The sequence below is a fragment of the Caulobacter sp. AVps16 genome (assembly GCF_058681455.1).
This window is the reverse complement of the sequence record NZ_CM178739.1, coordinates 2,133,399-2,156,997: the sequence shown is the minus strand read 5'-3', so window position 1 is coordinate 2,156,997 and position 23,599 is coordinate 2,133,399. Positions and strand designations below refer to the sequence as shown.

The following is a 23,599-nucleotide window of genomic DNA, read 5'->3' as shown; positions in this document are numbered from 1 at the left end:
ACACGGCCGACCTCGCGGCCAGCAATTGTCGTGACGGGGAGCCGCGCGGCGCGATAGGCTGGTGATCATGCCGATGCCCTCCGTCACCCGCCGCGCCGCCGCCCAGTGGCGCGCCGGCGCCGAGATCCAGTCCATATTCCGCGCCGTGCCCGACGAGGTCGCGGTGGGGCTGTCGTTCAACGGCCGGCCCCACACGGTGCTGATGGCGACGCCGGCCGATATCGAGGATCTGGCGCGGGGCTTCACTCTGACCGAGGCCATCGCCGGGGCGGGCGATATCCTGGCGATCGAGATCACCGAGGCAGAGCTCGGACTGATGGCCGACGTGCGGCTGGCTCCTGCAGCCGCCCCGCGCAAGGCCCGGCCGCGCACCCTTGAGGGGCGGTCCAGCTGCGGGCTGTGCGGCGTACAGCGTCTGGCCGACGCGGTACGCCCCCTGCCGCAGGTCGGCGAGGGCAGGGCGGTAGCGCATTCGGCGATCCAGCGGGCACTGGATGCCCTGGCCGAAACCCAGACCCTGGGCCGGCTGACCCGGGCGACTCACGCCGCCGCCATCGCCGATAGTGAGGGTCGCATCCTTCTGTCGCGCGAGGATGTCGGCCGTCACAACGCCCTGGACAAGCTGGCCGGGGCGATGGCGGCGAGCGGTCTCGACGCTGATGCCGGCTTTGTCCTGGTCACCAGCCGCTGCTCATTCGAGATGATCGAGAAGACCGTCCGTATCGGCTGCCCGATCCTGGTGGCGGTGTCCGCGCCCACCGATCTGGCCATCCGCAAGGCGGAGGAGGCGGGTCTGACCCTGGTGGCCCTGGCCCGGTCTGACGGCCACACGGTGTTCACCCGCCCCGACCGCCTGGTCGAAGTCGCGTTGGAGAGCGCCTGATGGCTGATTCCAAGATCCCGGGCGTTCGCGCCTATGACGGCCCCGCCGGGGGCTGGGGCGCACTGAAGGCCGTCGCCGGCGCCCTGGGCGATCAGGCCACGGTGATTGAGGGCGGACGCACCCTGCTGTCAGCCAACCAGCCCGAGGGCTTCGACTGCCCCGGCTGCGCCTGGCCCGACCCCAAGCACACCAGCTCGTTCGAGTTCTGCGAAAACGGCGCCAAGGCCGTGGCCTGGGAAGCGACCAGCAAGCGCGCTTCGCCCGAGGTATTCGAACTTCACACGGTCAGCGAACTGCTGACCTGGAGCGATCACGCCATCGAGGACCTGGGCCGGTTGACCGAGCCTATGGCCTATGACGCCGCCAGCGACCGCTACTCGCCGATCAGCTGGGACGAGGCCTTTGCCCGCACCGGCGCGGCCTTGCGGGCCCTGGACCATCCGGGCCAAGCCGAGTTTTACGCCTCGGGCCGGGCCTCGAATGAGGCGGCCTTTCTCTATCAGCTGCTGGGCCGGCGCTTCGGGACCAACAATTTCCCCGACTGCTCGAACATGTGCCACGAGCCGACCAGCGTCGGCCTGCCGGACTCGATCGGCATGGGCAAGGGCTCGGTGACGCTGGAGGACTTCGACCATGCCGACCTGATCCTGTGCTTTGGCCACAATCCCGGCACCAACCATCCCCGAATGATGGGAACCCTGCGCGAGGCGTCAAAGCGCGGCGCAGCGATCCTGGCCTTCAATCCGCTGCGCGAACGTTCATTGGAAAAGTTCGCCTCGCCGCAGGATCCGGTCGAGATGGCGACCCTGTCGTCCACCCCGATCGCCTCGGCCTACTACCAGCTGACCATCGGCGGCGACGCCCTTGCGGTGCAGGGCATGATGAAGGCGGTTCTGGCCCTGCAGGCCGTGGATCGCGACTTCATCTCCGAGCACACCGCCGGCTTCGAGGCGCTGGTCGAGGCGCTGGAGGCTCTGAGCTGGGCCGAAATCGAGGCGGGCTCAGGCCTGTCGCGCGCCCAGATCGAGGAGGCCGCCGGCGTCTATGCGCGGTCCAAGGCCACGATCCTCTGTTACGGCATGGGGCTGACCCAGCACCGGGACTCCTCGGGCACGGTGCAGCAACTGGTCAATCTGCTGCTGCTGAAGGGCAATATCGGCCGGCCGGGGGCGGGGATCTGTCCTCTGCGGGGTCACTCCAACGTTCAGGGCGCGCGCACGGTCGGGGTGGCCGAGAAGCCGGTGCCAGCCCTGCTGGACTCCCTGCGCGACGTGTTCGGCTTCGAGCCGCCGCGCGCTCACGGCCACACGGTGGTCGAGGCCATCGAGGCGATGGAGCGGGGCGAGGCGAAGGTGTTCCTGGGGCTTGGCGGCAATTTCGCGGTGGCGGCACCCGATCCGATCCGCACCTTTTTCGCCATGCGCCGGCTGGATTTCGCCGTCCATATCGCCACCAAGCCCAACCGCACCCATCTGCTGGTCGGCCGGGAGAGCCTGCTGCTGCCGTGTCTGGGCCGGACCGAGATCGACATCCAGGCCGGCGGCCGCCAGGCGGTGACGGTTGAGGACTCGATGTCCATGGTCCACGCCTCGAAGGGCCTGAACGCGCCAGCCTCGGACCAGCTGAAGTCGGAGCCGGCCATCGTCGCCGGCATCGCCAGGGCCGTTCTAGGCGGGGATGACGCCGTCGACTGGTCGGGACTGGTCGCCGACTATGACCGCATCCGCGACCTGATCGCCCGCGTTTTTCCGGGCACCTTCGATAACTATAATGAGCGCATCCGCGTTCCCGGCGGTTTCCGTCTGCCGGTGCCGCCGTCGGACCGGATCTGGAAGACCGCCTCGGGCAAGGCCAACTTCATGGCGCATGCGCCGAAGGCCGGGGATCCCCGGCAAGGCGATCCCGATGTGATGATCCTGACCACCCTGCGCAGCCACGACCAGTACAACACCACGATCTATGGCCAGAATGACCGTTATCGCGGGGTGTTCGGCCGGCGCGACGTGGTGTTTGCCCATCCCGACGACATCGCCGCGCGGGGACTGTCTTCCGGCGACCGCATCGATCTCGCCGCCGCCTTCGACAGTAGCGGCGAGCGGATGGTGCGCGGCTTCACCGTGGTGGCGCGTGACCTGCCCCGGGGCTGCCTGGCCGCCTACTATCCCGAGACCAATATCCTGGTCGATCTGGAGGATCGCGACACACGCAGCGGCACCCCGGCATACAAGTCCGTGCCGGTCCGGCTGCGCGCTGCGCGGGACGGGGCCTGCAACTAAAGCGGTTGTTAGGAAAGGTCGCTGTAACCTCCCGCAACTTTGGAGGAGCGGGCTTTGCGCGACGGGGTTTCCGTGGAGGCGGTAAAGGTGTCAGAGCTGAGCGCGCTCGAACGCGCCCGGTGGAACGCCCTGCGTCTGGCCAATCCCTTGCTGGGCAGCCCCTATTTCGACCTTCGCTACCTTGACGTCGCCGGCCAGATCGCGCCCGGCGCGGCCATCGCCGTGATCCGGCGGGGCGACCAGATCGAGGGTTTCCTGCCGTTCCAGCGGCGTGGCCTACTGATCCAGCCCCTGGCCGCGCCGATGAGCGACAGCCATGGCCTGGTCGCGTCCGCAGACACCAGCCTGGACCTGGCTGACATCCTCAGAAAGCTCGGTGCCGACCGCGCCCGTTTTGGTGGATTGATCGGTCCAGGAACGAACGAGGGGCGCGGTCTTTCGGTGCGCCACGCCATGGCCGCCGACCTCTCTGACGGTTTCGCGGCCTATGAGGCCGGTCGGAGCGCGGGGTTCCTCAAGGACAAGCGCCGGCGGCTTCGGGCGCTCGAGCGTGACCACGGGGCCGTGAGCTTCAGCTTCAGTGCCCCCACCGCCGCGATGCTGGACCGGATTATCGCCGGAAAGCGTCAGCAGTTTCGTCGGACCCACCAGTACGACATCTTCGCCTGCGGCTGGACCGGCACCCTGCTGCACCGCCTGGCCGGGGCTGGGGAAGCCGACTTTGGCCTGAAGCTGGCGGTTCTGCGCGCCGGAGACGCGATCGTCGCGGCCGAGCTGGGCCTGACCAGCGGAGATCGCCATCACCTGTGGTTTCCGATCTACGATACGGCCTATGCGCGCTATTCGCCGGGCAGTCTGATGACCCTGGAAACCCTGCGCGTCGCTGCGGAGCAGGGGATTGCCAGGGTTGATTTCGGACCCGGCGGCGAAGCCTACAAGCGCGATTTTGCCGAGCCGGCCGAGCCGGTGTTCGAAGGCATGATCCATACACGTCCCCGAGCCGTCGGACGGACCGGCATTTCTGGGCTGACACGCCTGTCGCGACGTTTTGACAGCATCACCGGCTGTGAGCCGGGGCTGGTGGGGCAGGTGCGGGGCGCTTCCTCCTTTGTCACGGCCATGTCGCGGCGCCATCCGCGCGTCGGGGCGGGCGTCGGCCTTGGGGTCGGCATTGGTCTCAGCCTCTCTCTTTTGGCCGAATAGGGAGCTTTCGTGCCCGATCTGATCGCCGCCTGGTCGCCTGAGCAAAAGAACGCCTTCGGCAAGACGCCAATCACCTTTCAGCACAAGCTTCCGGAGTCGCGTCTGTTTGAGGACGAGGCCCTGGCGCGGGTGCTCGACGCCTATCCGGCCGAACTCTACGACATCAACCTGTTCGACTTCGACGCCGACGGCCAGCACACCATGCGCACCGGCGCGCGGGGGCGGCGTTCGGGGCGGGAGGTGCTTGAGGGCGTCAAGGAAGGGCGCATCTGGGTGCAATTGCGGCGGGCCGAGTCCTGGTATCCGAAGCTGGGCCCGCTGATCGAGGAGGCCTTTGTCGGGATTTCAGCACAGGCGCAGGGCTTCAGGCCGATCCAGCTGAATGGCCAACTGATCCTTTCGGCACCTGGTGCCAAGGTGCCGTTTCACGCCGATGCGCCCGGGGTGGTGTTGTTCCACCTGCGCGGCCGCAAGCGGATCTGGATCTATCCGCCGGACGAGACTCACATGCCCCAGAAGGGCATGGAGAACATCCTGCTCAGACAGCAGACTGAGGACTTGCCCTACCGCCGCGAGATGGACGCCGCCGCTCAGGTCTTCGACCTGGAGCCCGGCCTGGCCGCCGCCTGGCCGCTGCACGCGCCGCACCGGATCGAGAACCTCGGGACGTTCAATGTCTCATTGTCGGTGGACTATCAGACCTGGGAGTCCCGCCTGATCAATGGTGCGCACTATGCCAACGGCGTGTTCCGGCGCTGGGGCCTGCCCGTGGCGGCGATGGGCAAGACCCCGGCCTTGGCGCGGGCCGCCCTGTGGGCGGCGTCTCTTGGCTTGAAACGCGCGCGTCTGGTCGAGGACCGGATCAAGGGCTTCGAGCGCAGTTTCGAGCTGGGAATGGACGCTCCGCCTGAAACGCGACTTCGGGCCGAAACATGACAACGCGCTCATGACGACTAATTAAGTCGTCTCGCCCGACCTGCGCCGTTAGCTTTCCCTCATCAACGCCATCCGACAGGGGAAATATCTCGATGCGCGCACTTCTTGTTCTGGCCGCCGGCGCGGCCGCACTGGGTTTCGCGGGTGCCGCCTCGGCCGCCCCTTCGGTTCGGATCAAGGACGCCGTCGCCCGCGTCGTGGTGATCCCCGAGGCCCGCACGGACATCAAGGTCGAGTTTCTCACCACCAACAAGAGCCTGCCGCTGACGCTAAGGCAGAACGGCGCGGATGTGACCGTCGATGGCGATCTGCGCCTGAACCGGATCCATGCCTGCAACACCGCCATGGGCAAGACCACGGTCAAGGTGCGCGGGGTTGGCGAAGTGAACTGGGATGACTTCCCGCAGATCGTCATTCGCACCCCCATGCAGGCCGAAGTGTCCGCCAGTGGCGCGGTCTTCGGTAGCGTCGGCCGCAGCGACAGGCTCGAACTGGCCAATGCCGGCTGCGGTGACTGGGTGGTGGCCAATGTGAAGGGCGGCCTGGAAGTCAGCCAGGCCGGCTCCGGCGACACCAGCACCGGGACGGCAGGCTCGGCGGAAATCAATATTGCCGGCTCCGGCAATGTGCGGACCCAGGAGGTCGCCGGTGATTTCACCGTGGCCATCGCAGGCTCCGGCAATGCGGGCGCGGCCAGTGTCGGCGGCAAGGTGGATATCAGCATCGCCGGGTCGGGTGATGTGTCGATCTCCGGCGGTCGGGCCAAGTCCATCGATGTCAGCATCATGGGCTCCGGCGACGTGAACCATGACGGTGAAGTGGGCGATGTCGATGTCTCGGTGGCTGGATCGGGCGACGTGCGCATCGCCCGGGCCACAGGCCGGGTCAGCAAGTCGGTTGCCGGGTCAGGCGACGTCTTTATCGGCCATTAGGGCCTCCGGCCGCAGGGCCTTACTCACACTCTATATACAGCGTGCACGTTCTCAGGTCCCGGGGCTCCCCTCCCGTGGACCTGAGGGCCATGCCAGGGGAGGCGGCTTCCCGGATCGATAGAGCGCCATGCGCCAGCGATCCAAGACGCCCGGGGTCCAGCCCCAGTCACACACGCTCTATCTATCAATCAATCCCTCCCTCCCTCACTCAGCTGGCTCGGCATGAGCCCGGTACGGCCTGCCAGGACCAGGCGCGCGAAGGCTTTTGACAGCGCCATGACAGTTCAGGGGTTGCGGCCCGGGGGCTGGGTGCCTATCCAGAAGCGGCTCGCCGAGTCGCCCCACATTGTGGTGCGGAAAGGCAAGCGGAGCGCTTGACGAAACCGGATTCGGAACGTACAAGCGCGCCTCTGTTGGACCGGCTGTGAACTTTCGAGTTCAAACGCGGTTCGCGAGACGCCCGGACATAGCGCCAGCAACCCACTTTCGAGCGGGGGCGCAATATCTGGTCATCAACCCCCACGGGCAACCGTGAGGGTCATTTGTTTTGCGGACGCTGCGTGCGGACTCTTTCGGGAGTTCGAGTTGGTCTTTGAAATGGTTCGAGACGCGGGCGCAGCCCACTAGGAAACCGAGCGATATGGATCGTCAGAACATCCGCATCCGGCTCAAGGCCTTTGATCACCGCGTGTTGGATCATTCCACGCGCGAGATCGTCAATACGGCCAAGCGCACAGGTGCGACGGTACGGGGCCCGATCCCCCTGCCCACGCTTATCGAGAAATTCACCGTCAACCGTTCGCCGCACGTCGACAAGAAGTCGCGCGAGCAGTTCGAGATCCGTACGCACAAGCGCGTTCTCGACATCGTTGACCCGACTCCGCAGACCGTGGACGCGCTGATGAAGCTCGACCTGTCGGCCGGCGTTGACGTCGAAATCAAGCTGTAAGGAGGGCCCGCTTTATGACTCTCCCCGCACAACGCACCGGCGTGATCGCCAAGAAGCTGGGCATGACCCGCTTCTTTGACGAAGCTGGTCAGCACATCCCGGTCACCGTCCTGTCGCTCGACGGTTGCCAGGTCACCGCTCAACGGACCCAGGAGAAGGACGGTTATACCGCCCTGCAACTCGGTGCCGGCGCCAAGAAGCCCAAGAACACCTCCAACGGCATGCGTGGCCACTTCGCCAAGGCCTCGGTCGAACCCAAGCGGGTCGTCGCCGAGTTCCGCGTCGAAGAAGCTGCCCTGATCGAAGTGGGCGCGGAAATCACCGCAGACCACTTCCTGGCCGGCCAGAAGGTCGACATCCAGGGCGTCACCGTCGGTAAGGGTTTTGCCGGCGCCATGAAGCGCTGGAACTTCGGCGGTCTGCGCGCCACCCACGGCGTCTCGGTCTCGCACCGTTCGCACGGTTCGACCGGTCAGCGTCAAGATCCGGGTCGTACGTTCAAGGGCAAGAAGATGGCTGGCCACCTCGGTCAGGAAACCGTCACCACCCTGAACGTCACCGTCTGGAAGGTCGACGTCGAGCGCGGTCTGATCCTGGTCAAGGGCGCTGTCCCCGGCCACGAAGGCAGCTACGTGAAGGTTCGCGACGCGATCAAGAAGGCCGCTCCGGCCGACCTGCCGCGTCCGGGTGCCTTCCGCAAGGCTGGTCAGGCTCCGGTCGCCGCTGCTGCTGAAACCCCCGCTGAGGAAGCCCCTGCGGCGACGACCGAAGAGGGCGAAGGCTAATGAAACTCGATGTCATCAATCTGGACGGCGGCAAGGCCGGTTCCGTTGATCTCGACGACGCCATCTTTGGCATCGCCGACATCCGCGGCGACATCCTGCAGCGCGTCGTCACCTGGCAGCTGGCCAAGCGCCGCTCCGGCAACCACAAGATTCAGGTCCGTAACGAGGTCTCTCGCACGGGCAAGAAGATGTACAAGCAAAAGGGCACCGGCGGCGCCCGTCACGGTTCGCGCCGTGCGGCCCAGTTCGTCGGCGGCGCCAAGGCTCACGGCCCTGTCGTCCGCAGCCACGCGTTCGATCTTCCCAAGAAGATCCGCGCCATGGCCCTGCGTCACGCCCTGTCGTCGAAGGCCAAGTCGGGCTCGATCGTCGTGCTGGACAGCGCCGTTCTGACCGATCCGAAGACGGCCGCCCTGCGCGCCAACTTCGAAAAGATCGGCCTGAAGAACGCTCTGGTCATCGCGGGTCCGGAAGTGGACGGCAACTTCAAGCTTGCCGCCCGCAACATTCCGAACATCGACGTGCTGCCGAACGCCGGCCTGAACGTCTATGACGTGCTGCGTCGCCACACCCTGGTCCTGACCAAGGACGCGGTGGATGCGATCTCGGCCCGTTTCGCTGAGAAGGAAGCCGCGTAATGGCCGCAACCGCCCGCCACTACGACACGATCCTGTCGCCGGTGATCACCGAAAAGGCCACCCTGCTTTCCGAGCAGAACAAGGTTGTCTTCCGCGTGGCCGCCGATGCGTCGAAGGACGAAATCGCCGCCGCAGTCGAAGAGCTGTTCAAGGTCAAGGTCACCAAGGTCAACACCATGGTCACCAAGGGCAAGACCAAGCGCTTCCGCGGCATCATCGGACGTCGTTCCGATGTCAAAAAAGCCATCGTGACCCTGGCCGAAGGCCAGTCGATCGACATCACGACGGGGCTCTAATCAGATGGCCTTGAAGCACTTTAATCCGACCAGCCCGGGCCAACGCGGCCTGGTCCTGATCGACCGCAGCGAGCTCTACAAGGGTCGTCCCGAGAAGAAGCTCGTTGAAGGCCTGACCAAGTCGGGCGGTCGCGGCGGCAATGGCCGTATCGCTGTCCGCTTCCGCGGTGGCGGCGCCAAGCGCCTCTATCGTCTGGTCGACTTCAAGCGTCGCAAGCAGGGCGTGGCTTCGGTGGTTCGTATCGAGTACGACCCCAACCGCACCGCCTTCATCGCCCTGATCAAGTATCAGACCGATGGCGAACTGGCCTACATCCTGGCTCCGCAGCGCCTCAAGGTTGGTGACGAAGTCGTCACCGCCGACAAGGTCGACGTGAAGCCGGGCAATGCCTCGCCGCTGCGGACCATGCCGATCGGCACGATCATCCACAACGTCGAGCTGAAGCCCGCCAAGGGTGGTCAGATCGCGCGTTCGGCTGGTGCCTATGCCCAGCTGGTCGGTCGTGACGCCGGCTATGCCCAGATCCGCCTGAACTCGGGCGAGCTGCGCATGGTTCTGGACACCTGCATGGCCACCGTCGGTGCGGTCTCCAACCCCGACCACATGAACGAGAACCTCGGCAAGGCCGGTCGCGCTCGTCACATGGGTCGTCGTCCCCACGTTCGCGGCGTCGCCATGAACCCGGTCGACCACCCCCACGGTGGTGGTGAAGGCCGGACCTCGGGCGGCCGTCACCCGGTGACCCCGGCTGGTAAGCCGACCAAGGGTGCCAAGACCCGCGTCAACAAGGCCACGGATAAGTTCATCATCCGTTCGCGCCACAAAGCGAAAAAGGGCCGCTAAGCCATGACCCGCTCCGTCTGGAAAGGCCCGTTTGTCGACGGGTACCTCCTGAAGAAGGCCGACGTCGCTTTGTCGTCGGGCCGCAAGGACGTCATCAAGACCTGGTCGCGTCGTTCGACGATCATGCCGCAGTTTGTCGGTCTGACCTTCGGCGTCCACAACGGTCTCAAGCACGTCCCCGTAATCGTGTCGGAAGACATGGTCGGTATGAAGTTCGGCGAGTTCGCTCCGACCCGTAACTTCCCCGGTCACGCCGCCGACAAGAAGGCGAAGAGGAAGTAGGCCATGAGCCAAGCTAAACAACCTCGCCGCCTGCCGGCCAACGAAGCGATGTGCAAGGTTCGCACCCTGCGCACCAGCGCTCGCAAGCTGAACCTGGTTGCTCAGTCCATCCGTGGCCTGAACGTCCAGCGCGCTCTGAACGAGCTCGAATTCAGCCACAAGCGTATCGCTCAGGACGTCCGCAAGGCGCTGTATTCGGCGATCTCCAACGCTGAAAACAACCACAACCTCGACATCGACTCGCTCGTCGTCGCCGAGGCCTATGTGGGCAAGAACCTGGTGATGAAGCGCTTCTCGCCGCGTGCTCGCGGTCGGGCTACGCGCGTTGAAAAGCCGTTCTCCGAGATCACCATCGTGGTCCGCGAACTGGGTGAGGCCGCCTGATGGGTCAGAAAGTCAATCCGGTCGGGCTTCGGCTCGGCGTAAACCGCACCTGGGACAGCCGTTGGTTCGCCGACGGCGACCAGTACGGCAAGCTCCTGCACCAGGACCTCGCGGTCCGGGCGATGCTGAAGAAGCGCCTGTATCAAGCCGGCGTCTCGCGCATCATCATCGAGCGTCCGCACAAGAAGTGCCGCGTCACGATCTATGCCGCCCGTCCGGGCGTCATCATCGGCAAGAAGGGCGCTGACATCGACAAGCTCCGCAAGGACCTGTCGGTGATGACGGAGGGCGAGGTTCACCTGAACATCGTCGAAATCCGCAAGCCTGAAACCGACGCCCAGCTGGTGGCCGAGTCCATCGCCCAGCAGCTCGAGCGCCGGATCGCCTTCCGTCGCGCCATGAAGCGGTCGATCCAATCGGCTGTCCGTCTTGGCGCCAAGGGTATCCGCATCAACGTGTCGGGCCGCCTCGGCGGCGCTGAAATCGCGCGTATGGAATGGTATCGCGAAGGTCGCGTGCCGCTCCACACCCTGCGTGCCGACATCGACTACGGTTTTGCGGAAGCCAAGACCACCTACGGCATCATCGGCGTGAAGACCTGGATCTTCAAAGGCGAAGTGCTGGAGCATGACCCGATGGCGCTCGACAAGCGTCTGGCCACTGAGTCCGGTCCTGCCGGCGAAGGTGGTGGACGCGAGCGCGGCGATCGTCCCGACCGGGGCGACCGCGGCCGTCGCGATCGGGGCTAAGGATAGAGCGCTATGCTGTCACCGAAAAAAACCAAGTATCGCAAGCAGTTCAAGGGACGCATTCATGGCGTTTCCAAGGGCGGCACCCTGCTGAACTTCGGCTCCTACGGCCTCAAGGCTGTTGAGCCGGAACGCATCACCGCTCGCCAGATCGAAGCGGCTCGTCGGGCGATCACTCGCCAGATGAAGCGCCAAGGTCGCGTGTGGATCCGCATCTTCCCCGACGTGCCGGTCACCGGCAAGCCGGCCGAAGTCCGGATGGGTAAGGGCAAGGGCGCCGTGGATCACTGGGCCGCGCGCGTTGCGCCGGGCCGGATCATGTTCGAAATCGACGGCGTGCCGGACGATATCGCTCGCGAAGCCCTGCGCCTCGGCGCGGCCAAGCTGCCGATCCGTACCCGTGTCGTCACCCGCATCGACGCTGGTGCGGCTCTGGAGGCCGAAGCGGCATGACCAAGATTGCTGACATCCGGGGTATGACGCCCGACCAACTCGCCGAGCAGCTGCTCAGCCTCAAGAAGGAGCAGTTCAACCTGCGCTTCCAGGCCGCGACCGGTCAGGTGGAAAAGACCCACCGCGTTGGTGAGATCCGCAAGGATATCGCCCGCATCAAGACCGTGCTGCGCGCCAAGGCCGCGGCTTAAGGAGAACGATATGCCCAAGCGTATCCTCGAAGGGGTTGTCGTCTCCGATAAGGGCGACAAGACCGTAGTGGTAAAGGTTGAACGGACCATCGTTCACCCGCTGCTCAAGAAGATCGTGCGCCGCTCCAAGCGGTACCACGCTCATGACGAGTCCAACGCGTACAAGACCGGCGAATCCATCAAGATCGTCGAGTGCGCTCCGAAGTCCAAGCTGAAGACCTGGGAAGTCCTTCCCAAGGTCTCGGCTTAAGTCTGGAAGGTTTAAACCATGATCCAGATGCAAACTAACCTGGAAGTCGCCGACAACTCCGGCGCTCGCCGGGTCATGTGCATCAAGGTGCTGGGTGGCGCAGGTCGTCGCTACGCCAGCGTCGGTGACGTGATCGTCGTGTCCGTGAAGGAAGCCATTCCTCGCGGTCGCGTGAAGAAGGGTGACGTGCTTCGCGCCGTCGTCGTTCGTGTCAACCAAGGCATGAAGCGCAAGGACGGTTCGCTGATCCGCTTCGACAAGAATGCTGCGGTCATCGTCAACAAAGCGAGCGAGCCGGTCGGCACGCGGATCTTTGGCCCGGTTCCCCGTGAACTGCGCGCCAAGAACCACATGAAGATCATCTCCCTCGCCCCCGAGGTGCTGTAATGGCTGCCAAGATCAAGAAGGGCGACCGCGTTGTCGTCCTGGCGGGCAAGGACAAGGGCAAGCAAGGCGCTGTGTCCCAGGTTCTCCCCAAGGAAAACCGCGTTGTCGTGGAAGGCGTGAACCTGGTTCAGCGTCACACCAAGGCAACCCAGGCCGATCCGCAAGGCGGCATCAAGAGCAAGGAAGCCGCGCTGCACGTCTCGAACGTCGCCATCGTGGATTCCAACGGCAAGCCCACCCGCGTCGGCTTCAAGATTGAAGGCGACAAGAAGGTGCGCGTGGCCAAGACCACGGGCGAGGTGATCAATGGTTGATCAAGCTTACGAGCCGCGGCTGAAGTCCGAATATCGCGCCCGCATCCGCGCCGCGATGAAGGAACAGTTCGGCTACACCAACGAAATGCAGATCCCCAAGCTGGACAAGATCGTCCTGAACATGGGTATCGGCGAAGCTGTTGCGGACTCCAAGAAGGCCCAGACGGCCATCAAGGACCTCACCCTGATCGCTGGTCAGAAGCCGGTCGCCACCAAGGCCCGCAAGTCGATCGCCGGCTTCAAGCTGCGCGAAGGCATGATCGTGGGCGCCAAGGTGACCCTCCGCAAGGACCGGATGTACGAGTTCCTCGACCGCCTGGTCACGATCGCGCTGCCGCGCGTGAAGGACTTCCGCGGCCTGAACGGCAAGAGCTTCGACGGCCGTGGCAACTATGCCATGGGCCTGAAGGAGCACCTGGTGTTCCCGGAAATCAACTATGACCAGATCGAACAGATCTGGGGCATGGACATCATCGTCTGCACCACTGCGAAGTCCGACCAGGAAGCCAAGGCGCTCCTGAAGGAATTCCAGTTCCCGTTCACGAATTAAGAGCGGGCAGGGAAACACACCATGGCCAAGAAAAGCGCCGTCAATCGTAACGAGATGGTCAAGACCCTCGTCAAGCAATTCGCCGACAAGCGCGCTGCGCTGAAGGCAATCGCCAACGACGAGAGCCTGCCGCTCGAGGATCGCTTCGAAGCTCGTCTGAAGCTCGCGAAGCTCCCGCGTAACTCCTCCGCCGTTCGCATCCGTAACCGGTGCGAAGTCACGGGCCGTCCGCGCGCCTATTATCGCAAGCTGAAGATGAGCCGTATCGCGCTCCGCGAGCTCGGCTCGTCGGGCCAGATCCCCGGCCTCGTCAAGTCGAGCTGGTGAGGACGATCATATGTCGATGAACGATCCCCTGAGCGACCTGATCGCTCGTATCAAGAACGCCGCCACGCGCAAGCGCGCCAAGGTTGCGACGCCGGCTTCCAAGCTGCGCGCCCGCGTCCTGGACGTGCTGGCCGACGAAGGCTACATCCGCGGCTACTCGCTCGTCGAGAAGCCCGGTGCGTTCCCCGAATTCGAGATCGAGCTCAAGTATTTTGACGGTGAGCCCGTGATCGCCGAGATCGCACGCGTGTCCAAGCCGGGCCGCCGCGTCTATTCGTCGATCAAGGACCTGAAGCCGATCAAGAACGGCCTGGGCATCTCGATCCTTTCGACGCCGAAGGGCGTCATGTCGGACTCCGCCGCACGCGACGCTAATGTCGGTGGCGAAGTCCTCTGCCGCGTCTACTAGGCGCGGGAGGGAAAGAGCATGTCACGTATCGGTAAGAAGGCCGTCGCAATCCCCAAGGGCGTCACTCTGACGCTCGAAGGTCAGACTGTTTCGGTCAAGGGCCCCAAGGGTCAACTCTCCTGGACCGTTCCGGAAGAAATCGAGATCAAGGTCGAAAGCGAAGAGCTGACCCTGACCCCGCGGAACGAAACCACCCGCGCCAAGTCGATGTGGGGTCTTTCCCGCACGCTGGTCGCCAACATGGTGCACGGCGTCACCACCGGCTTCGAGGAAACCCTCGAACTGGTGGGCGTTGGTTACCGCGCCGCGATGAAGGGCACTGCGCTCTCCATCCAGCTCGGTTTCAGCCACGATGTGGATGTCGAGGCTCCGGCCGGCGTCACCTTCGCGGTTCCGAAGCAAACCGAAATCAAGATCGCCGGCGCTGACAAGCAGGCGGTTGGCGAGATTGCCGCGAAGATCCGTCGCATTCGTCCGCCCGAGCCCTACAAGGGCAAGGGTGTCCGTTATGCCGGCGAGAAGGTTCGCCGCAAGGAAGGCAAGAAGAAGTAAGCCATGGCGCTCACACCTCGCGAATCCGCCGTGCGTCGTGCCCAACGCACCCGCACCCGCCTCAAGGCTCTGTCCAACGGTCGTCCGCGTCTTACGGTCTTCCGTTCGTCCAAGAACATTTACGCCCAGATCATCGATGATGAACGCGGCGTGACCCTGGCTGCCGCTTCCACCCTCGAAGGTGAAAGCAAGGGCGGCAAGGACAAGGACGCGGCAGCCCTGGTAGGCAAGCTCGTCGCCGAGCGCGCGATTGAAAAAGGCGTCAAGGACGTCGTTTTCGATCGCGGCGGCTACATCTTCCACGGTCGGGTGAAAGCCCTGGCTGACGCCGCGCGCGAAGCCGGCCTCAACTTCTAAGGGAAACATCATGGCTCGTGGTGACCAACAGCGCGGTGAAGGCGGTCCTCGCCGGGACCGTCGCGACCGCAACGCCCCCGAAGAGCGGGTCGACAGCGACATCGTCGAAAAGCTCGTTCACATCAACCGCGTCGCCGCCACCGTTAAGGGCGGCCGTCGCTTCAGCTTCGCTGCTCTGATGGTCGTTGGCGACCAAAAGGGCCGCGTCGGCTTCGGTCATGGCAAGGCACGTGAAGTGCCGGAAGCCATCCGCAAGGCGACCGAAGAAGCCAAGAAGACCATGGTCCGCGTTCCCCTCCGGGAATCGCGCACCCTGCACCACGACGGCTACGGCCGTTGGGGCGCTGGCAAGGTCATGATGCGCGCTGCCCCTCCCGGCACGGGCGTCATCGCCGGTGGTCCGATGCGTGCGGTTCTCGAAACCCTGGGCGTCCAGGACGTCGTGGCCAAGTCGACGGGTTCTTCGAACCCGTACAACATGGTTCGCGCCACGTTCGAGGCCCTGAAGGTTCAATCGTCGCCCCGCCAGATCGCCGCCAAGCGCGGCAAGAAGGTTGGCGACATTCTCGGCCGCCGCGCCGACGGAGCTTCGGCTCCGGACGCCATCGAGGGCTAAGACATGGCTGAAGTCAAAACCGTCAAGGTTCGCCAAACCGGCAGCCCGATCCGTCGCAACAGCATCCAGCGCGAAACGCTGGCTGGTCTGGGTCTCAACAAGCTGGGCCGCGTGTCCGAGCTGGAAGATACCCCTTCGGTTCGCGGCATGATCCGCAAGGTCCAGCATCTGCTGGAAATCGTCGAGTAGGTCTGCTACGAGACGCCGAAATCGCCACCCCGGTGAAAGCCGGGGTGGTTTTCGTTTGAACGGCGGCTTCGGCGGCCCTTCGGACGAACCCCTTTTTCAAAGCCGAGTCTGGCCCTCAGCCAGGCGCAGATCTCCAAGGAGAGGCACATATGACCAAACTTAATGAACTCGCTCCGGCTCCCGGTTCGACCAAGGGCCGCATGCGCGTCGGCCGTGGTCCGGGTTCGGGCAAGGGCAAGACCGCCGGTCGCGGTGTGAAGGGCCAGAAGGCACGCTCGGGCGTCGCCATCAACGGCTTCGAGGGTGGCCAGATGCCGCTCCACATGCGTATGCCTAAGCGCGGCTTCAACAATCCCTTCCGCCTGGACTTCGCCGAAGTGAACCTGTGGCGCCTCGAGCAGGCCGTCGAAGCCGGCAAGCTGAAGGCCGGTGCCGAGGTTTCGGTGGCTGACCTGGTCGCTGCCGGCGTGATCCGTCGCGAGCTGGACGGCGTCAAGCTGCTCGGCAAGGGCGAAATCAAGTCGGCCCTGAAGCTGACCGTCTATTCGGCGACCGACGCGGCCATCAAGGCTGTCGAAGCTGCCGGTGGTTCGGTGACCGTGACCAAGAAGGTCAAGGTCGAAGCCGAAGCCAAGGCCTGATCGATATAGCTGTCATCCCGGACGGCCGTCAGGCCGGACCGGGACCGTGGCCTGGTTCGGTGTCCTGCAAGGTCGCTGCGCCGGGGCCCGTTTCGCCGGGATGACAGTTCTTTTCGAGGCTCGCCGTGACATCACGGCGAGCCTCACCTATTTGTGGCTCAGTATTAGAGTCGTGGGGAATTGAATGGCCTCGGCCGCCGAACAACTCGCAGCCAATATGAATTTCGCGTCGTTCCAAAAGGCGACCGAACTTCATAAGCGCATCTGGTTCACGATCATCGCCTTGGTCGTCTTCCGTCTCGGCACCTATGTGCCGATCCCCGGCATCAATCCGGACGCCTTCGCCAGTGCCTTCGCCGGCCAGTCGAAGGGCATCCTGGGCATGTTCAACATGTTCTCGGGCGGTGCCGTTGAGCGGATGGCGATCTTCTCGCTGAACGTCATGCCCTATATCAGCGCCTCGATCATCGTGCAGCTGATGGGCTCGGTTTACCCGCCGTGGGAAAAGCTGAAGAAGGAAGGCGGCGAAGCCGGCCGCAAGACCCTCAACCAGTACACGCGCTATCTGGCCGTGATCCTGGCCATTGTGCAGTCGTTCTCGATCGCCGTGGGCCTGCATAGCCAGGCCGGTCTGGTGTTCGAAGGCATCAGCGCACCGTTCTTCATAGCCTCGACCGTTGTGGCCCTCACCGGCGGTACGATGTTCCTGATGTGGCTGGGTGAGCAGATCACCAGCCGTGGCGTGGGCAACGGCGTCTCGCTGATCATCTTCGCCGGTATCGTGGCGGGCCTGCCGCGTGGCATCGGCCAGCTGCTGGTGCAGTCGCAGACCTCGGGCAACTATGTCCCGCTGTTCGTGATCGTGGCCCTGGCGGTTGCGGCTGTCTGGGCGATCGTCTTCATCGAGCGCTCGCAGCGCCGCCTGCTGGTTCACTATCCCAAGCGCCAGCAGGGCAATCGCATGATCGGTGGCGACACCTCGTTCATGCCGCTGAAGATCAACACGGCCGGTGTGATCCCGCCGATCTTCGCCTCCAGCCTGCTGCTGCTGCCGACGACGGCCATGGGCTTCCTGTCGACAGCGAACCTGCCGCCCTGGGCTGGCTGGCTGCCGGCCACCGTTGGGGCCCTGCAGCATGGCCAGCCGGCGTTCATGATCCTCTATGCCGCCCTGATCATCTTCTTCTCGTTCTTCTACACCTCGGTGGTGTTCAACCCTGAAGAGACGGCCGAGAACCTGCGCAAGTATGGTGGCTTCCTGCCGGGCATCCGGCCTGGGAAGCGGACGGCGGAATATCTGGACTATGTCCTGACCCGCCTGACCGTGATCGGCGCGGCCTACATCACGGCAGTCTGTATCATGCCGGAGATCATGATGGCGGGGCTGGGGGCGACCCAGTTCGCCCTCGGGGGCACCTCCGTCCTGATCGTCGTGACCGTGACCATGGATACGGTCGCTCAGATCCAGTCCCAGTTGCTGGCGCACCAGTACGAGGGTCTGATCAAGAAATCGAAACTCCGCGGCAGCAAGGGCCGCTAGGATTTCAGCCTTCTGGAAGCCGGTTTGTGACAAAACCGGCTTCCGTTTTTTCCGCCCGCGCTCTAGGTCTGCGGGGAGGGTGACCGGGCGAAGACCCGGCGACGCGCGAAGGGACATTCATGAACTTGATCCTGTTCGGACCGCCGGCGGCGGGGAAGGGGACCCAGGCCAAGCGGCTCGTCACCGAGCGTGGCATGGTTCAGCTTTCAACGGGTGACATGCTTCGTGCAGCGATCGCCTCGGGCTCCGAGCTTGGGGCCCGGGTCAAGGGCGTGCTCGACCGGGGCGAACTGGTGACCGACGAAATCGTCATTGCCCTGATTGAAGATCGCCTGCCCGAGGCCGAAGCGGCCGGTGGCGCGATCTTTGATGGCTTCCCCCGGACGGTGGCCCAGGCAGAGGCTCTGGACAAAATGCTGGCCGCTCGCGGCCAGAAGATCGACCTCGTCCTCCGACTCAAGGTAGACGAGCCCTCCCTGGTGGAGCGGATCTCGAAACGATTCGCCGAACAGGGTCGCCCGGACGACAATCCCGATGTCTTCGTGACCCGCCTGGCGGCTTACAACGCCCAGACCGCGCCTCTGCTGCCCTACTACGAGGGGCAGGGGAAGCTTAAGGAGCTGGACGGCATGGCGGACGTGGAAACGGTCGCTGCCTCTATCGACGCTGCCCTTTCGGGTGTGGCGTAAGACATTTTCAATTCGTTGATTTTCGGCGGATTCAACCATTGACGGCGGCGCAACGATCCCTATAACGGGGCGCTTCCGCGAAAGGGCGCGATCTGTGCGCGCCGGACTGGGTCGAAAGACCGGGCCGGGCGCGCCGTTCGCGTCTTTAGTGCGTGACTAGGAGAACATTAGACGTGGCCCGTATCGCAGGCGTCAACATCCCGACGAACAAGCGCGTTTTGATCGCGCTTCAGTACATTCATGGCATCGGCCAGAAGTCCGCTCGTGACATCGTCACGAAGGTGGGCATCGACGATACCCGCCGCGTCAACCAGCTGACCGACGCCGAGGTCCTGCAGATCCGTGAAACGATCGACAAGGACTTCACCGTCGAAGGCGACCTGCGCCGCGAAAACTCGATGAACATCAAGCGCCTGATGGACCTGGCCTGCTATCGCGGCCTGCGTCACCGTAAGGGCCTGCCGGTCCGCGGTCAGCGCACGCACACGAACGCCCGCACCCGCAAGGGTCCGGCCAAGCCGATCGCCGGCAAGAAGAAATAAGGTAGCCTGACGATGGCCAAGGAAACGGGTCGCGTTAAAAAGCGCGAACGCAAGAACATCACCTCGGGCGTGGCGCACGTGAACGCCTCGTTCAACAACACCATGATCACCATCACCGACGCTCAGGGAAATACGATTTCCTGGTCGAGCGCCGGCATGATGGGCTTCAAGGGTTCGCGCAAGTCGACCCCTTATGCTGCCCAGATGGCTGCGGAAGACGCGGGCAAGAAGGCTGCCGAGCACGGCGTGAAGACCCTCGAGGTCAACGTGTCGGGTCCGGGTTCGGGCCGTGAATCGGCCCTGCGCGCCCTCCAGGCCGCTGGCATGACCATCACGACCATCCGCGACGTCACGCCGATCCCGCACAACGGCTGCCGTCCGCCCAAGCGTCGTCGCGTCTAGTACTTTTTAGACTCAATTCTCCTTCGCCGGCTGCGCAAAACGCGGCCGGCGAGCCGCGTTCAAGGGATCGACCACGTGATCGAAAGAAACTGGAACGAGCTGATCCGTCCTGAGAAGCCGCAAATCGAGACTGGCGCCGACGCGACCCGCAAGGCGCGCATCGTGGCTGAGCCGCTCGAGCGCGGCTTTGGCGTGACGCTCGGCAACGCGCTCCGCCGCGTTCTGCTCTCGTCGCTTCAGGGCGCCGCCGTTACCGCCATCCAGATTGATGGCGTTGTCCACGAATTCTCCTCGCTCGAGGGCGTCCGCGAAGACGTCGTCGACATCGTTCTGAACATCAAGCAACTGGCCGTGCGCATGCACGCCGAGGGCCCGAAGCGCATGACGCTCCGCGCCACCGGCCCCGGCCCGGTGACCGCTGGCCAGATCGAAACGCCTTCGGATATCGAGATCCTGAACCCCGACCACGTGCTCTGCACGCTGGACGACGGTGCCACCGTGCGCATGGAGTTCACGGTCAACACTGGCAAGGGTTATGTCCCGGCCGACAAGAACCGTCCGGAAGACGCGCCGATCGGCCTGATCGCCGTCGACGCCCTGTACTCGCCGGTCAAGCGCGTCGCCTATCGCGTCGAACCGACGCGTCAAGGCCAGTCGCTCGACTATGACAAGCTGATCCTGGAAGTCGAAACCAACGGCGCTGTTACGCCGGTGGACGCCGTGGCCTATGCCGCCCGGATCCTGCAAGACCAACTGCAGATCTTCATCACCTTCGAAGAGCCCAAGGCCAAGTCGGCCGACGAGGCCAAGCCTGAGCTGCCGTTCAACCCGGCGCTCCTGAAGAAGGTCGATGAGCTGGAACTGTCGGTTCGTTCGGCCAACTGCCTGAAGAACGACAACATCGTCTACATCGGCGATCTGATCCAGAAGACCGAAGCCGAGATGCTGCGCACGCCGAACTTCGGCCGCAAGTCCTTGAACGAAATCAAGGAAGTGCTGGCTGGCATGGCGCTGCACCTGGGCATGGACGTGCCGAACTGGCCGCCCGAAAACATCGAAGACCTGGCCAAGAAGTTCGAAGACCAGATCTAAGATTAGCGTATCGCGCTCGATCCGGGCCGCTCGCCACCCCTCGGGACTGGCGGGCGGCCTGGGCCTTTTGAAGCCGCACCTGCGGTGGAGGGCCCCGGCGCTTCGTTCTGACCCGGCCGGGAACAGGCTGGGATGGGTGACAATCAGCGCTAGATCGCGCCACTGCGGGCCAAGGCCCAGGAGACACTACAATGCGTCACGGTAAAGCTCACCGTAAGCTCGGCCGCACCTCGGCTCACCGCACCGCCATGTTCGCCAACATGTCGGCCTCGCTGATCAAGCACGAGCAGATCGTCACCACCCTGCCCAAGGCCAAGGAACTGCGTCCCTTCGTCGAAAAGCTGGTCACCCTGGCCAAGCGCGGCGACCTGCACGCCCGTCGTCAGGCCATCTCGACCGTCCGCGACGTCGAGCAGGTCGGCAAGCTGTTCGCCACCATCGGTCCCCGCTACAAGGACCGTCAGGGCGGCTATATCCGCGTCCTGAAGGCCGGCTTCCGCTATGGCGACAACGCCCCGCTTGCCGTGATCGAGTTCGTCGACCGCGACGTCTCGGCCAAGGGCAAGGACTCGGGTCCGGACTACTCGGCCCAGGCCGAAGACTAAATCTCAGCCCCGGCTGAAACGAAGGGCCCCGGAGCGATCCGGGGCCCTTTGTCGTTTCTGGGCCCGGAGTGGACAGCCGCGCCGCCCTGAACCACTCTTCCGGAACACAAGCCGGGGGAACTATCCATGTTGCGTGCCATCCTTGCTGTCCTGGGGGCGATCGCCGCCAATATCATCCTCGTCACCCTTTGCGAGATGGTCCTGAAGGCCGGCTTTCCGCCGCCGCCGGGCCTGGACCTCAATGATCCGGCTCAGTTGAAGACCTTCGCCCAGTCCATGCCGCCCCTGGCCCTGGCCGGACTGGTGGTTGGCTGGGCCGTGGGGGCGTTCGGCAGTGCGGCGGCGGGCTTCCTGATTGCCCGCAGGACCTGGGCCGCCTGGGTCGGGCCGGCTTTCAATCTGCTGGGCGTGGTGATGAGCGTCACCATGATCCCGCATCCGCTCTGGGTGGCGGTCATCGGCGTCGTGACGCCCTTCATCGCCGGCTGGAGCGCACCGCGCCTGTGGGGCGTGCGTCCTGCCGCCGCTGAGGCCGTGGCGTCGGGCGACTGATGCCCGGCTCCTATTCCCGCGTCAGGTCCTGGCGCTGGAACAGGGCGATGGCAGCGGCCATCAGGGCCAGGGTCCAGGCGAGCAGGGCCAGGAAGGCCCAGCCGACGGCTCCGCTGTCCATGCCGGCATGGTTCGGGGCCGCCGCGAAGGCGCGCAGCAGATCGGCGTCATAGGCAGGAATGGCCAGGACCTTCCAGTTCGGCTCGGGGTTCATCGCTCCCAGTGTTCCAGCCAAAACCGACTGCACGAAGCGCACGACCAGACAGACCACGACGGCGGCCATGGGCGAGCGCGCGACCACCGCCACACAGGCCGCGAGCGCCGCCAGGCACATGGCTTCCAGCCAGGTGACCACGAAGACACCAGCGATTTCGGCCAGGCCGAGGGACGAGGCGACAATGGCCTTGCTGTTGATCCCCGCACCGATCACCGCCGCCAGCAGGGTCAGCAGAACCGTCAGGACAAGGTTCCACAGGACCGCTTCGGCGATCACGATCAGCTTGGCGGCCAGCAGGTTGAAGCGGCTGTTGCGCGGCGTGCGCAGTCGCCAGGTTTCCCAGCGATAGTCGCCGGCCAGGATCGAGGCCGCACCGATCATCAGAAACAGGGCGGCCATGGTCGAGGCCCCGGAGCCGAGGGCCTTGATGACCTGGGCGGCCAGATCGATCGTCGCGCCGGGGAACGGGCGCTTGATCACATGGCGCACGAACAGGTCGCCGCCGATGGCGAGGGCGAAGCCGACCAGGGGCGCAAAACAGAAGCCCCAGAACAGGGCGGAGCGATCCCGTAGCAGGCGGAAGCGTTCGGCGGCGATGGCGTCGACCAGCATCAGGCGGCTCCTTCCGGGGTGGCGGCCGTCGGCACTTGGCCCAGCGATTTCAGATAGACACCTTCAAGGTCGACCTCGCGCCAGCGGGCCTCGACGATTTCGGCGCCGGCCTCGACCAGGGCGCGGATCACGGCCGGCGCCTCGGGGCGCGGAATGTCGGCCAGGACGGCGTCGGGTCCATCGGCCTCGCCGCGATCACCCAGCACTGCCAGGACCGGGGCGAGGGGAGAGGCCAGGGTCAGGCGCAGGCGGGCTTCGCCGGCGGTGAGGTCATCGACGCGGCCCTCTGCCACGACCTTGCCGTGCGAGAGGATGGCGACGCGATCACAGACGCGCTTGACCTCGTCAAGTTGGTGGCTGGCCAGGATGACCGTCACGCCCTCGCGTTTTGCCAGATCGACGATCAGGGCGCGGATCTCCTGGATGCCGGCCGGGTCCATGCCGCTGGTCGGCTCGTCCAGGATGACCAGTTCGGGCCTGGTCAGGAAGGCCGCCGCCAGACCCAGACGCTGCTTCATGCCGACCGAGAAGCCGCTGGTGGCGCGATCGGCGGCATGGGTCAGACTGACCCGCTCTAGCCATGCGGGGATATCGGGGTTCTGGAAACCGCTTTCCAGGGCCAGCATCTGCAGGGTTTCCCGGGCGGTCAGATAGGGCGGATAGCGCGGGGTCTCGATCATGGCTCCGACGCGGCGCAGGGCGGCGAGGTCACCTGCGGGGGCCCCGAACAGCCGTGCGGTCCCGCTGGTGGGCCTGACGAGGCCCAGCGCGATGCGGAACAGGGTGCTCTTGCCGGCCCCGTTGGGGCCCAGCACGCCAAATACGCCGCCTACGGGAATGGCGATCGAGAAGTCGTCGAGCGCCCGAACGGCTCCATAGGTCTTGGTAAGGCCGGTGGCCTCAAGGGCGATGCTCATGCGCGCGCGACATCCAGGTCAGGAGAATCCTGCCAATG

The 23,599-nt window shown here is 64.8% G+C and carries 35 protein-coding genes; 33 read left to right on the top strand and 2 right to left on the bottom strand.

The features are described from left to right. Positions 1-67: 67 nt before the first annotated feature. The 33 genes from fdhD (at position 68) to ACW17U_RS10265 (ending at position 21,815) form a co-directional block, all read left to right on the top strand. Positions 68-883, top strand: a complete 816-nt coding sequence (gene fdhD / locus ACW17U_RS10425; RefSeq protein ID WP_492052329.1) for a formate dehydrogenase accessory sulfurtransferase FdhD — start codon at positions 68-70, stop codon at positions 881-883. Continuing rightward, positions 883-3,159, top strand: a complete 2,277-nt coding sequence (locus ACW17U_RS10420; RefSeq protein WP_492052328.1) for an FdhF/YdeP family oxidoreductase — start codon at positions 883-885, stop codon at positions 3,157-3,159. Before fdhD ends, ACW17U_RS10420 begins: the two co-directional genes overlap by 1 nt. 54 nt (positions 3,160-3,213) lie before the next feature. Further along, on the top strand, positions 3,214-4,362 hold the full coding sequence (locus ACW17U_RS10415) for a GNAT family N-acetyltransferase (RefSeq protein WP_492052327.1): 1,149 nt from the start codon (positions 3,214-3,216) through the stop codon (positions 4,360-4,362). A gap of 9 nt (positions 4,363-4,371) precedes the next feature. Next, positions 4,372-5,298, top strand: a complete 927-nt coding sequence (locus tag ACW17U_RS10410) for a transcriptional regulator (protein WP_492052326.1) — start codon at positions 4,372-4,374, stop codon at positions 5,296-5,298. 92 nt (positions 5,299-5,390) lie between these two features. Then, positions 5,391-6,230 (top strand): GIN domain-containing protein, encoded by an 840-nt coding sequence (locus tag ACW17U_RS10405; protein ID WP_492052325.1) that lies wholly within the window; start codon positions 5,391-5,393, stop codon positions 6,228-6,230. A 640-nt stretch (positions 6,231-6,870) separates the two neighbouring features. Continuing rightward, positions 6,871-7,179 carry a 30S ribosomal protein S10 gene (rpsJ, locus tag ACW17U_RS10400; RefSeq protein WP_004616952.1) on the top strand — a complete coding sequence of 103 codons (309 nt, stop codon included), beginning with the start codon at positions 6,871-6,873 and terminating at the stop codon, positions 7,177-7,179. Positions 7,180-7,193: 14 nt separating this feature from the next. Then, a complete protein-coding gene (rplC, locus tag ACW17U_RS10395) occupies positions 7,194-7,964 on the top strand; it encodes a 50S ribosomal protein L3 (RefSeq protein WP_062145530.1) in 771 nt (256 codons plus the stop codon). Then, complete coding sequence (rplD, locus tag ACW17U_RS10390; protein ID WP_492052324.1) at positions 7,964-8,602, top strand: 50S ribosomal protein L4; 639 nt, start codon at positions 7,964-7,966, stop codon at positions 8,600-8,602. The genes rplC and rplD overlap by 1 nt, the downstream gene beginning before the upstream one ends. Continuing rightward, positions 8,602-8,898, top strand: a complete 297-nt coding sequence (locus tag ACW17U_RS10385; RefSeq protein ID WP_062145534.1) for a 50S ribosomal protein L23 — start codon at positions 8,602-8,604, stop codon at positions 8,896-8,898. Before rplD ends, ACW17U_RS10385 begins: the two co-directional genes overlap by 1 nt. Positions 8,899-8,902: 4 nt before the next feature. Next, positions 8,903-9,742, top strand: a complete 840-nt coding sequence (gene rplB / locus ACW17U_RS10380; RefSeq protein ID WP_062145536.1) for a 50S ribosomal protein L2 — start codon at positions 8,903-8,905, stop codon at positions 9,740-9,742. 3 nt (positions 9,743-9,745) lie between these two features. After that, the gene (rpsS, locus tag ACW17U_RS10375; RefSeq protein ID WP_062145538.1) at positions 9,746-10,024 is read left to right on the top strand and encodes a 30S ribosomal protein S19; all 279 of its coding nucleotides are present in this window, start codon (positions 9,746-9,748) and stop codon (positions 10,022-10,024) included. Between the two features lie 3 nt (positions 10,025-10,027). Next, positions 10,028-10,408, top strand: a complete 381-nt coding sequence (gene rplV, locus ACW17U_RS10370) for a 50S ribosomal protein L22 (RefSeq protein WP_012285670.1) — start codon at positions 10,028-10,030, stop codon at positions 10,406-10,408. Further along, positions 10,408-11,157, top strand: a complete 750-nt coding sequence (gene rpsC, locus ACW17U_RS10365) for a 30S ribosomal protein S3 (RefSeq protein WP_062145540.1) — start codon at positions 10,408-10,410, stop codon at positions 11,155-11,157. The genes rplV and rpsC overlap by 1 nt, the downstream gene beginning before the upstream one ends. A 12-nt stretch (positions 11,158-11,169) precedes the next feature. After that, positions 11,170-11,610: a 50S ribosomal protein L16 gene (gene rplP / locus ACW17U_RS10360; RefSeq protein WP_035049360.1), complete on the top strand. Its 441-nt coding sequence runs from the start codon at positions 11,170-11,172 to the stop codon at positions 11,608-11,610. Next, positions 11,607-11,801: a 50S ribosomal protein L29 gene (rpmC, locus tag ACW17U_RS10355; protein WP_035049361.1), complete on the top strand. Its 195-nt coding sequence runs from the start codon at positions 11,607-11,609 to the stop codon at positions 11,799-11,801. Before rplP ends, rpmC begins: the two co-directional genes overlap by 4 nt. 10 nt (positions 11,802-11,811) lie before the next feature. Beyond that, the gene (gene rpsQ / locus ACW17U_RS10350) at positions 11,812-12,051 is read left to right on the top strand and encodes a 30S ribosomal protein S17 (RefSeq protein WP_062145542.1); all 240 of its coding nucleotides are present in this window, start codon (positions 11,812-11,814) and stop codon (positions 12,049-12,051) included. An 18-nt stretch (positions 12,052-12,069) separates the two neighbouring features. Beyond that, complete coding sequence (gene rplN, locus ACW17U_RS10345) at positions 12,070-12,438, top strand: 50S ribosomal protein L14 (protein WP_035049365.1); 369 nt, start codon at positions 12,070-12,072, stop codon at positions 12,436-12,438. Then, positions 12,438-12,752: a 50S ribosomal protein L24 gene (gene rplX, locus ACW17U_RS10340; RefSeq protein WP_062145544.1), complete on the top strand. Its 315-nt coding sequence runs from the start codon at positions 12,438-12,440 to the stop codon at positions 12,750-12,752. Before rplN ends, rplX begins: the two co-directional genes overlap by 1 nt. Continuing rightward, positions 12,745-13,302, top strand: coding sequence for a 50S ribosomal protein L5 (rplE, locus tag ACW17U_RS10335; protein WP_062145545.1), 558 nt, complete (start codon positions 12,745-12,747; stop codon positions 13,300-13,302). Before rplX ends, rplE begins: the two co-directional genes overlap by 8 nt. Positions 13,303-13,323: 21 nt before the next feature. Further along, positions 13,324-13,629: a 30S ribosomal protein S14 gene (rpsN, locus tag ACW17U_RS10330; protein WP_035049371.1), complete on the top strand. Its 306-nt coding sequence runs from the start codon at positions 13,324-13,326 to the stop codon at positions 13,627-13,629. Between the two features lie 10 nt (positions 13,630-13,639). Next, a complete protein-coding gene (gene rpsH, locus ACW17U_RS10325; protein ID WP_062145548.1) occupies positions 13,640-14,038 on the top strand; it encodes a 30S ribosomal protein S8 in 399 nt (132 codons plus the stop codon). A gap of 18 nt (positions 14,039-14,056) precedes the next feature. Further along, entirely contained in the window at positions 14,057-14,590 is a 534-nt protein-coding gene (gene rplF / locus ACW17U_RS10320) for a 50S ribosomal protein L6 (RefSeq protein WP_492052321.1), read from the top strand. Between the two features lie 3 nt (positions 14,591-14,593). Further along, entirely contained in the window at positions 14,594-14,947 is a 354-nt protein-coding gene (gene rplR / locus ACW17U_RS10315; RefSeq protein WP_062145552.1) for a 50S ribosomal protein L18, read from the top strand. Positions 14,948-14,957: 10 nt separating this feature from the next. Next, the gene (gene rpsE, locus ACW17U_RS10310; protein WP_062145554.1) at positions 14,958-15,563 is read left to right on the top strand and encodes a 30S ribosomal protein S5; all 606 of its coding nucleotides are present in this window, start codon (positions 14,958-14,960) and stop codon (positions 15,561-15,563) included. Positions 15,564-15,566: 3 nt separating this feature from the next. Further along, on the top strand, positions 15,567-15,752 hold the full coding sequence (gene rpmD, locus ACW17U_RS10305; RefSeq protein WP_062145556.1) for a 50S ribosomal protein L30: 186 nt from the start codon (positions 15,567-15,569) through the stop codon (positions 15,750-15,752). 149 nt (positions 15,753-15,901) lie between these two features. After that, on the top strand, positions 15,902-16,393 hold the full coding sequence (gene rplO, locus ACW17U_RS10300; protein WP_492052320.1) for a 50S ribosomal protein L15: 492 nt from the start codon (positions 15,902-15,904) through the stop codon (positions 16,391-16,393). Between the two features lie 184 nt (positions 16,394-16,577). Next, a complete protein-coding gene (gene secY, locus ACW17U_RS10295) occupies positions 16,578-17,933 on the top strand; it encodes a preprotein translocase subunit SecY (protein WP_062145560.1) in 1,356 nt (451 codons plus the stop codon). 119 nt (positions 17,934-18,052) lie between these two features. Beyond that, positions 18,053-18,622 (top strand): adenylate kinase, encoded by a 570-nt coding sequence (locus tag ACW17U_RS10290; protein WP_062145562.1) that lies wholly within the window; start codon positions 18,053-18,055, stop codon positions 18,620-18,622. A gap of 173 nt (positions 18,623-18,795) precedes the next feature. Next, complete coding sequence (rpsM, locus tag ACW17U_RS10285) at positions 18,796-19,164, top strand: 30S ribosomal protein S13 (protein WP_062145564.1); 369 nt, start codon at positions 18,796-18,798, stop codon at positions 19,162-19,164. Between the two features lie 12 nt (positions 19,165-19,176). Further along, entirely contained in the window at positions 19,177-19,566 is a 390-nt protein-coding gene (gene rpsK / locus ACW17U_RS10280; protein ID WP_062145566.1) for a 30S ribosomal protein S11, read from the top strand. Positions 19,567-19,641: 75 nt separating this feature from the next. Beyond that, positions 19,642-20,658 (top strand): DNA-directed RNA polymerase subunit alpha, encoded by a 1,017-nt coding sequence (locus ACW17U_RS10275; protein WP_062145568.1) that lies wholly within the window; start codon positions 19,642-19,644, stop codon positions 20,656-20,658. Positions 20,659-20,849: 191 nt separating this feature from the next. Further along, positions 20,850-21,263, top strand: coding sequence for a 50S ribosomal protein L17 (gene rplQ / locus ACW17U_RS10270; RefSeq protein ID WP_062145570.1), 414 nt, complete (start codon positions 20,850-20,852; stop codon positions 21,261-21,263). Between the two features lie 126 nt (positions 21,264-21,389). Continuing rightward, the gene (locus ACW17U_RS10265) at positions 21,390-21,815 is read left to right on the top strand and encodes a hypothetical protein (RefSeq protein WP_492052319.1); all 426 of its coding nucleotides are present in this window, start codon (positions 21,390-21,392) and stop codon (positions 21,813-21,815) included. A gap of 10 nt (positions 21,816-21,825) precedes the next feature. Here ACW17U_RS10265 and ACW17U_RS10260 read toward each other — a convergent pair whose 3' ends face one another. After that, positions 21,826-22,644 carry an ABC transporter permease gene (locus tag ACW17U_RS10260; RefSeq protein WP_492052318.1) on the bottom strand — a complete coding sequence of 273 codons (819 nt, stop codon included), beginning with the start codon at positions 22,642-22,644 and terminating at the stop codon, positions 21,826-21,828. Next, positions 22,644-23,561, bottom strand: coding sequence for an ABC transporter ATP-binding protein (locus tag ACW17U_RS10255; protein ID WP_492052317.1), 918 nt, complete (start codon positions 23,559-23,561; stop codon positions 22,644-22,646). The genes ACW17U_RS10260 and ACW17U_RS10255 overlap by 1 nt, the downstream gene beginning before the upstream one ends. Between the last annotated feature and the right edge of the window lie 38 nt (positions 23,562-23,599).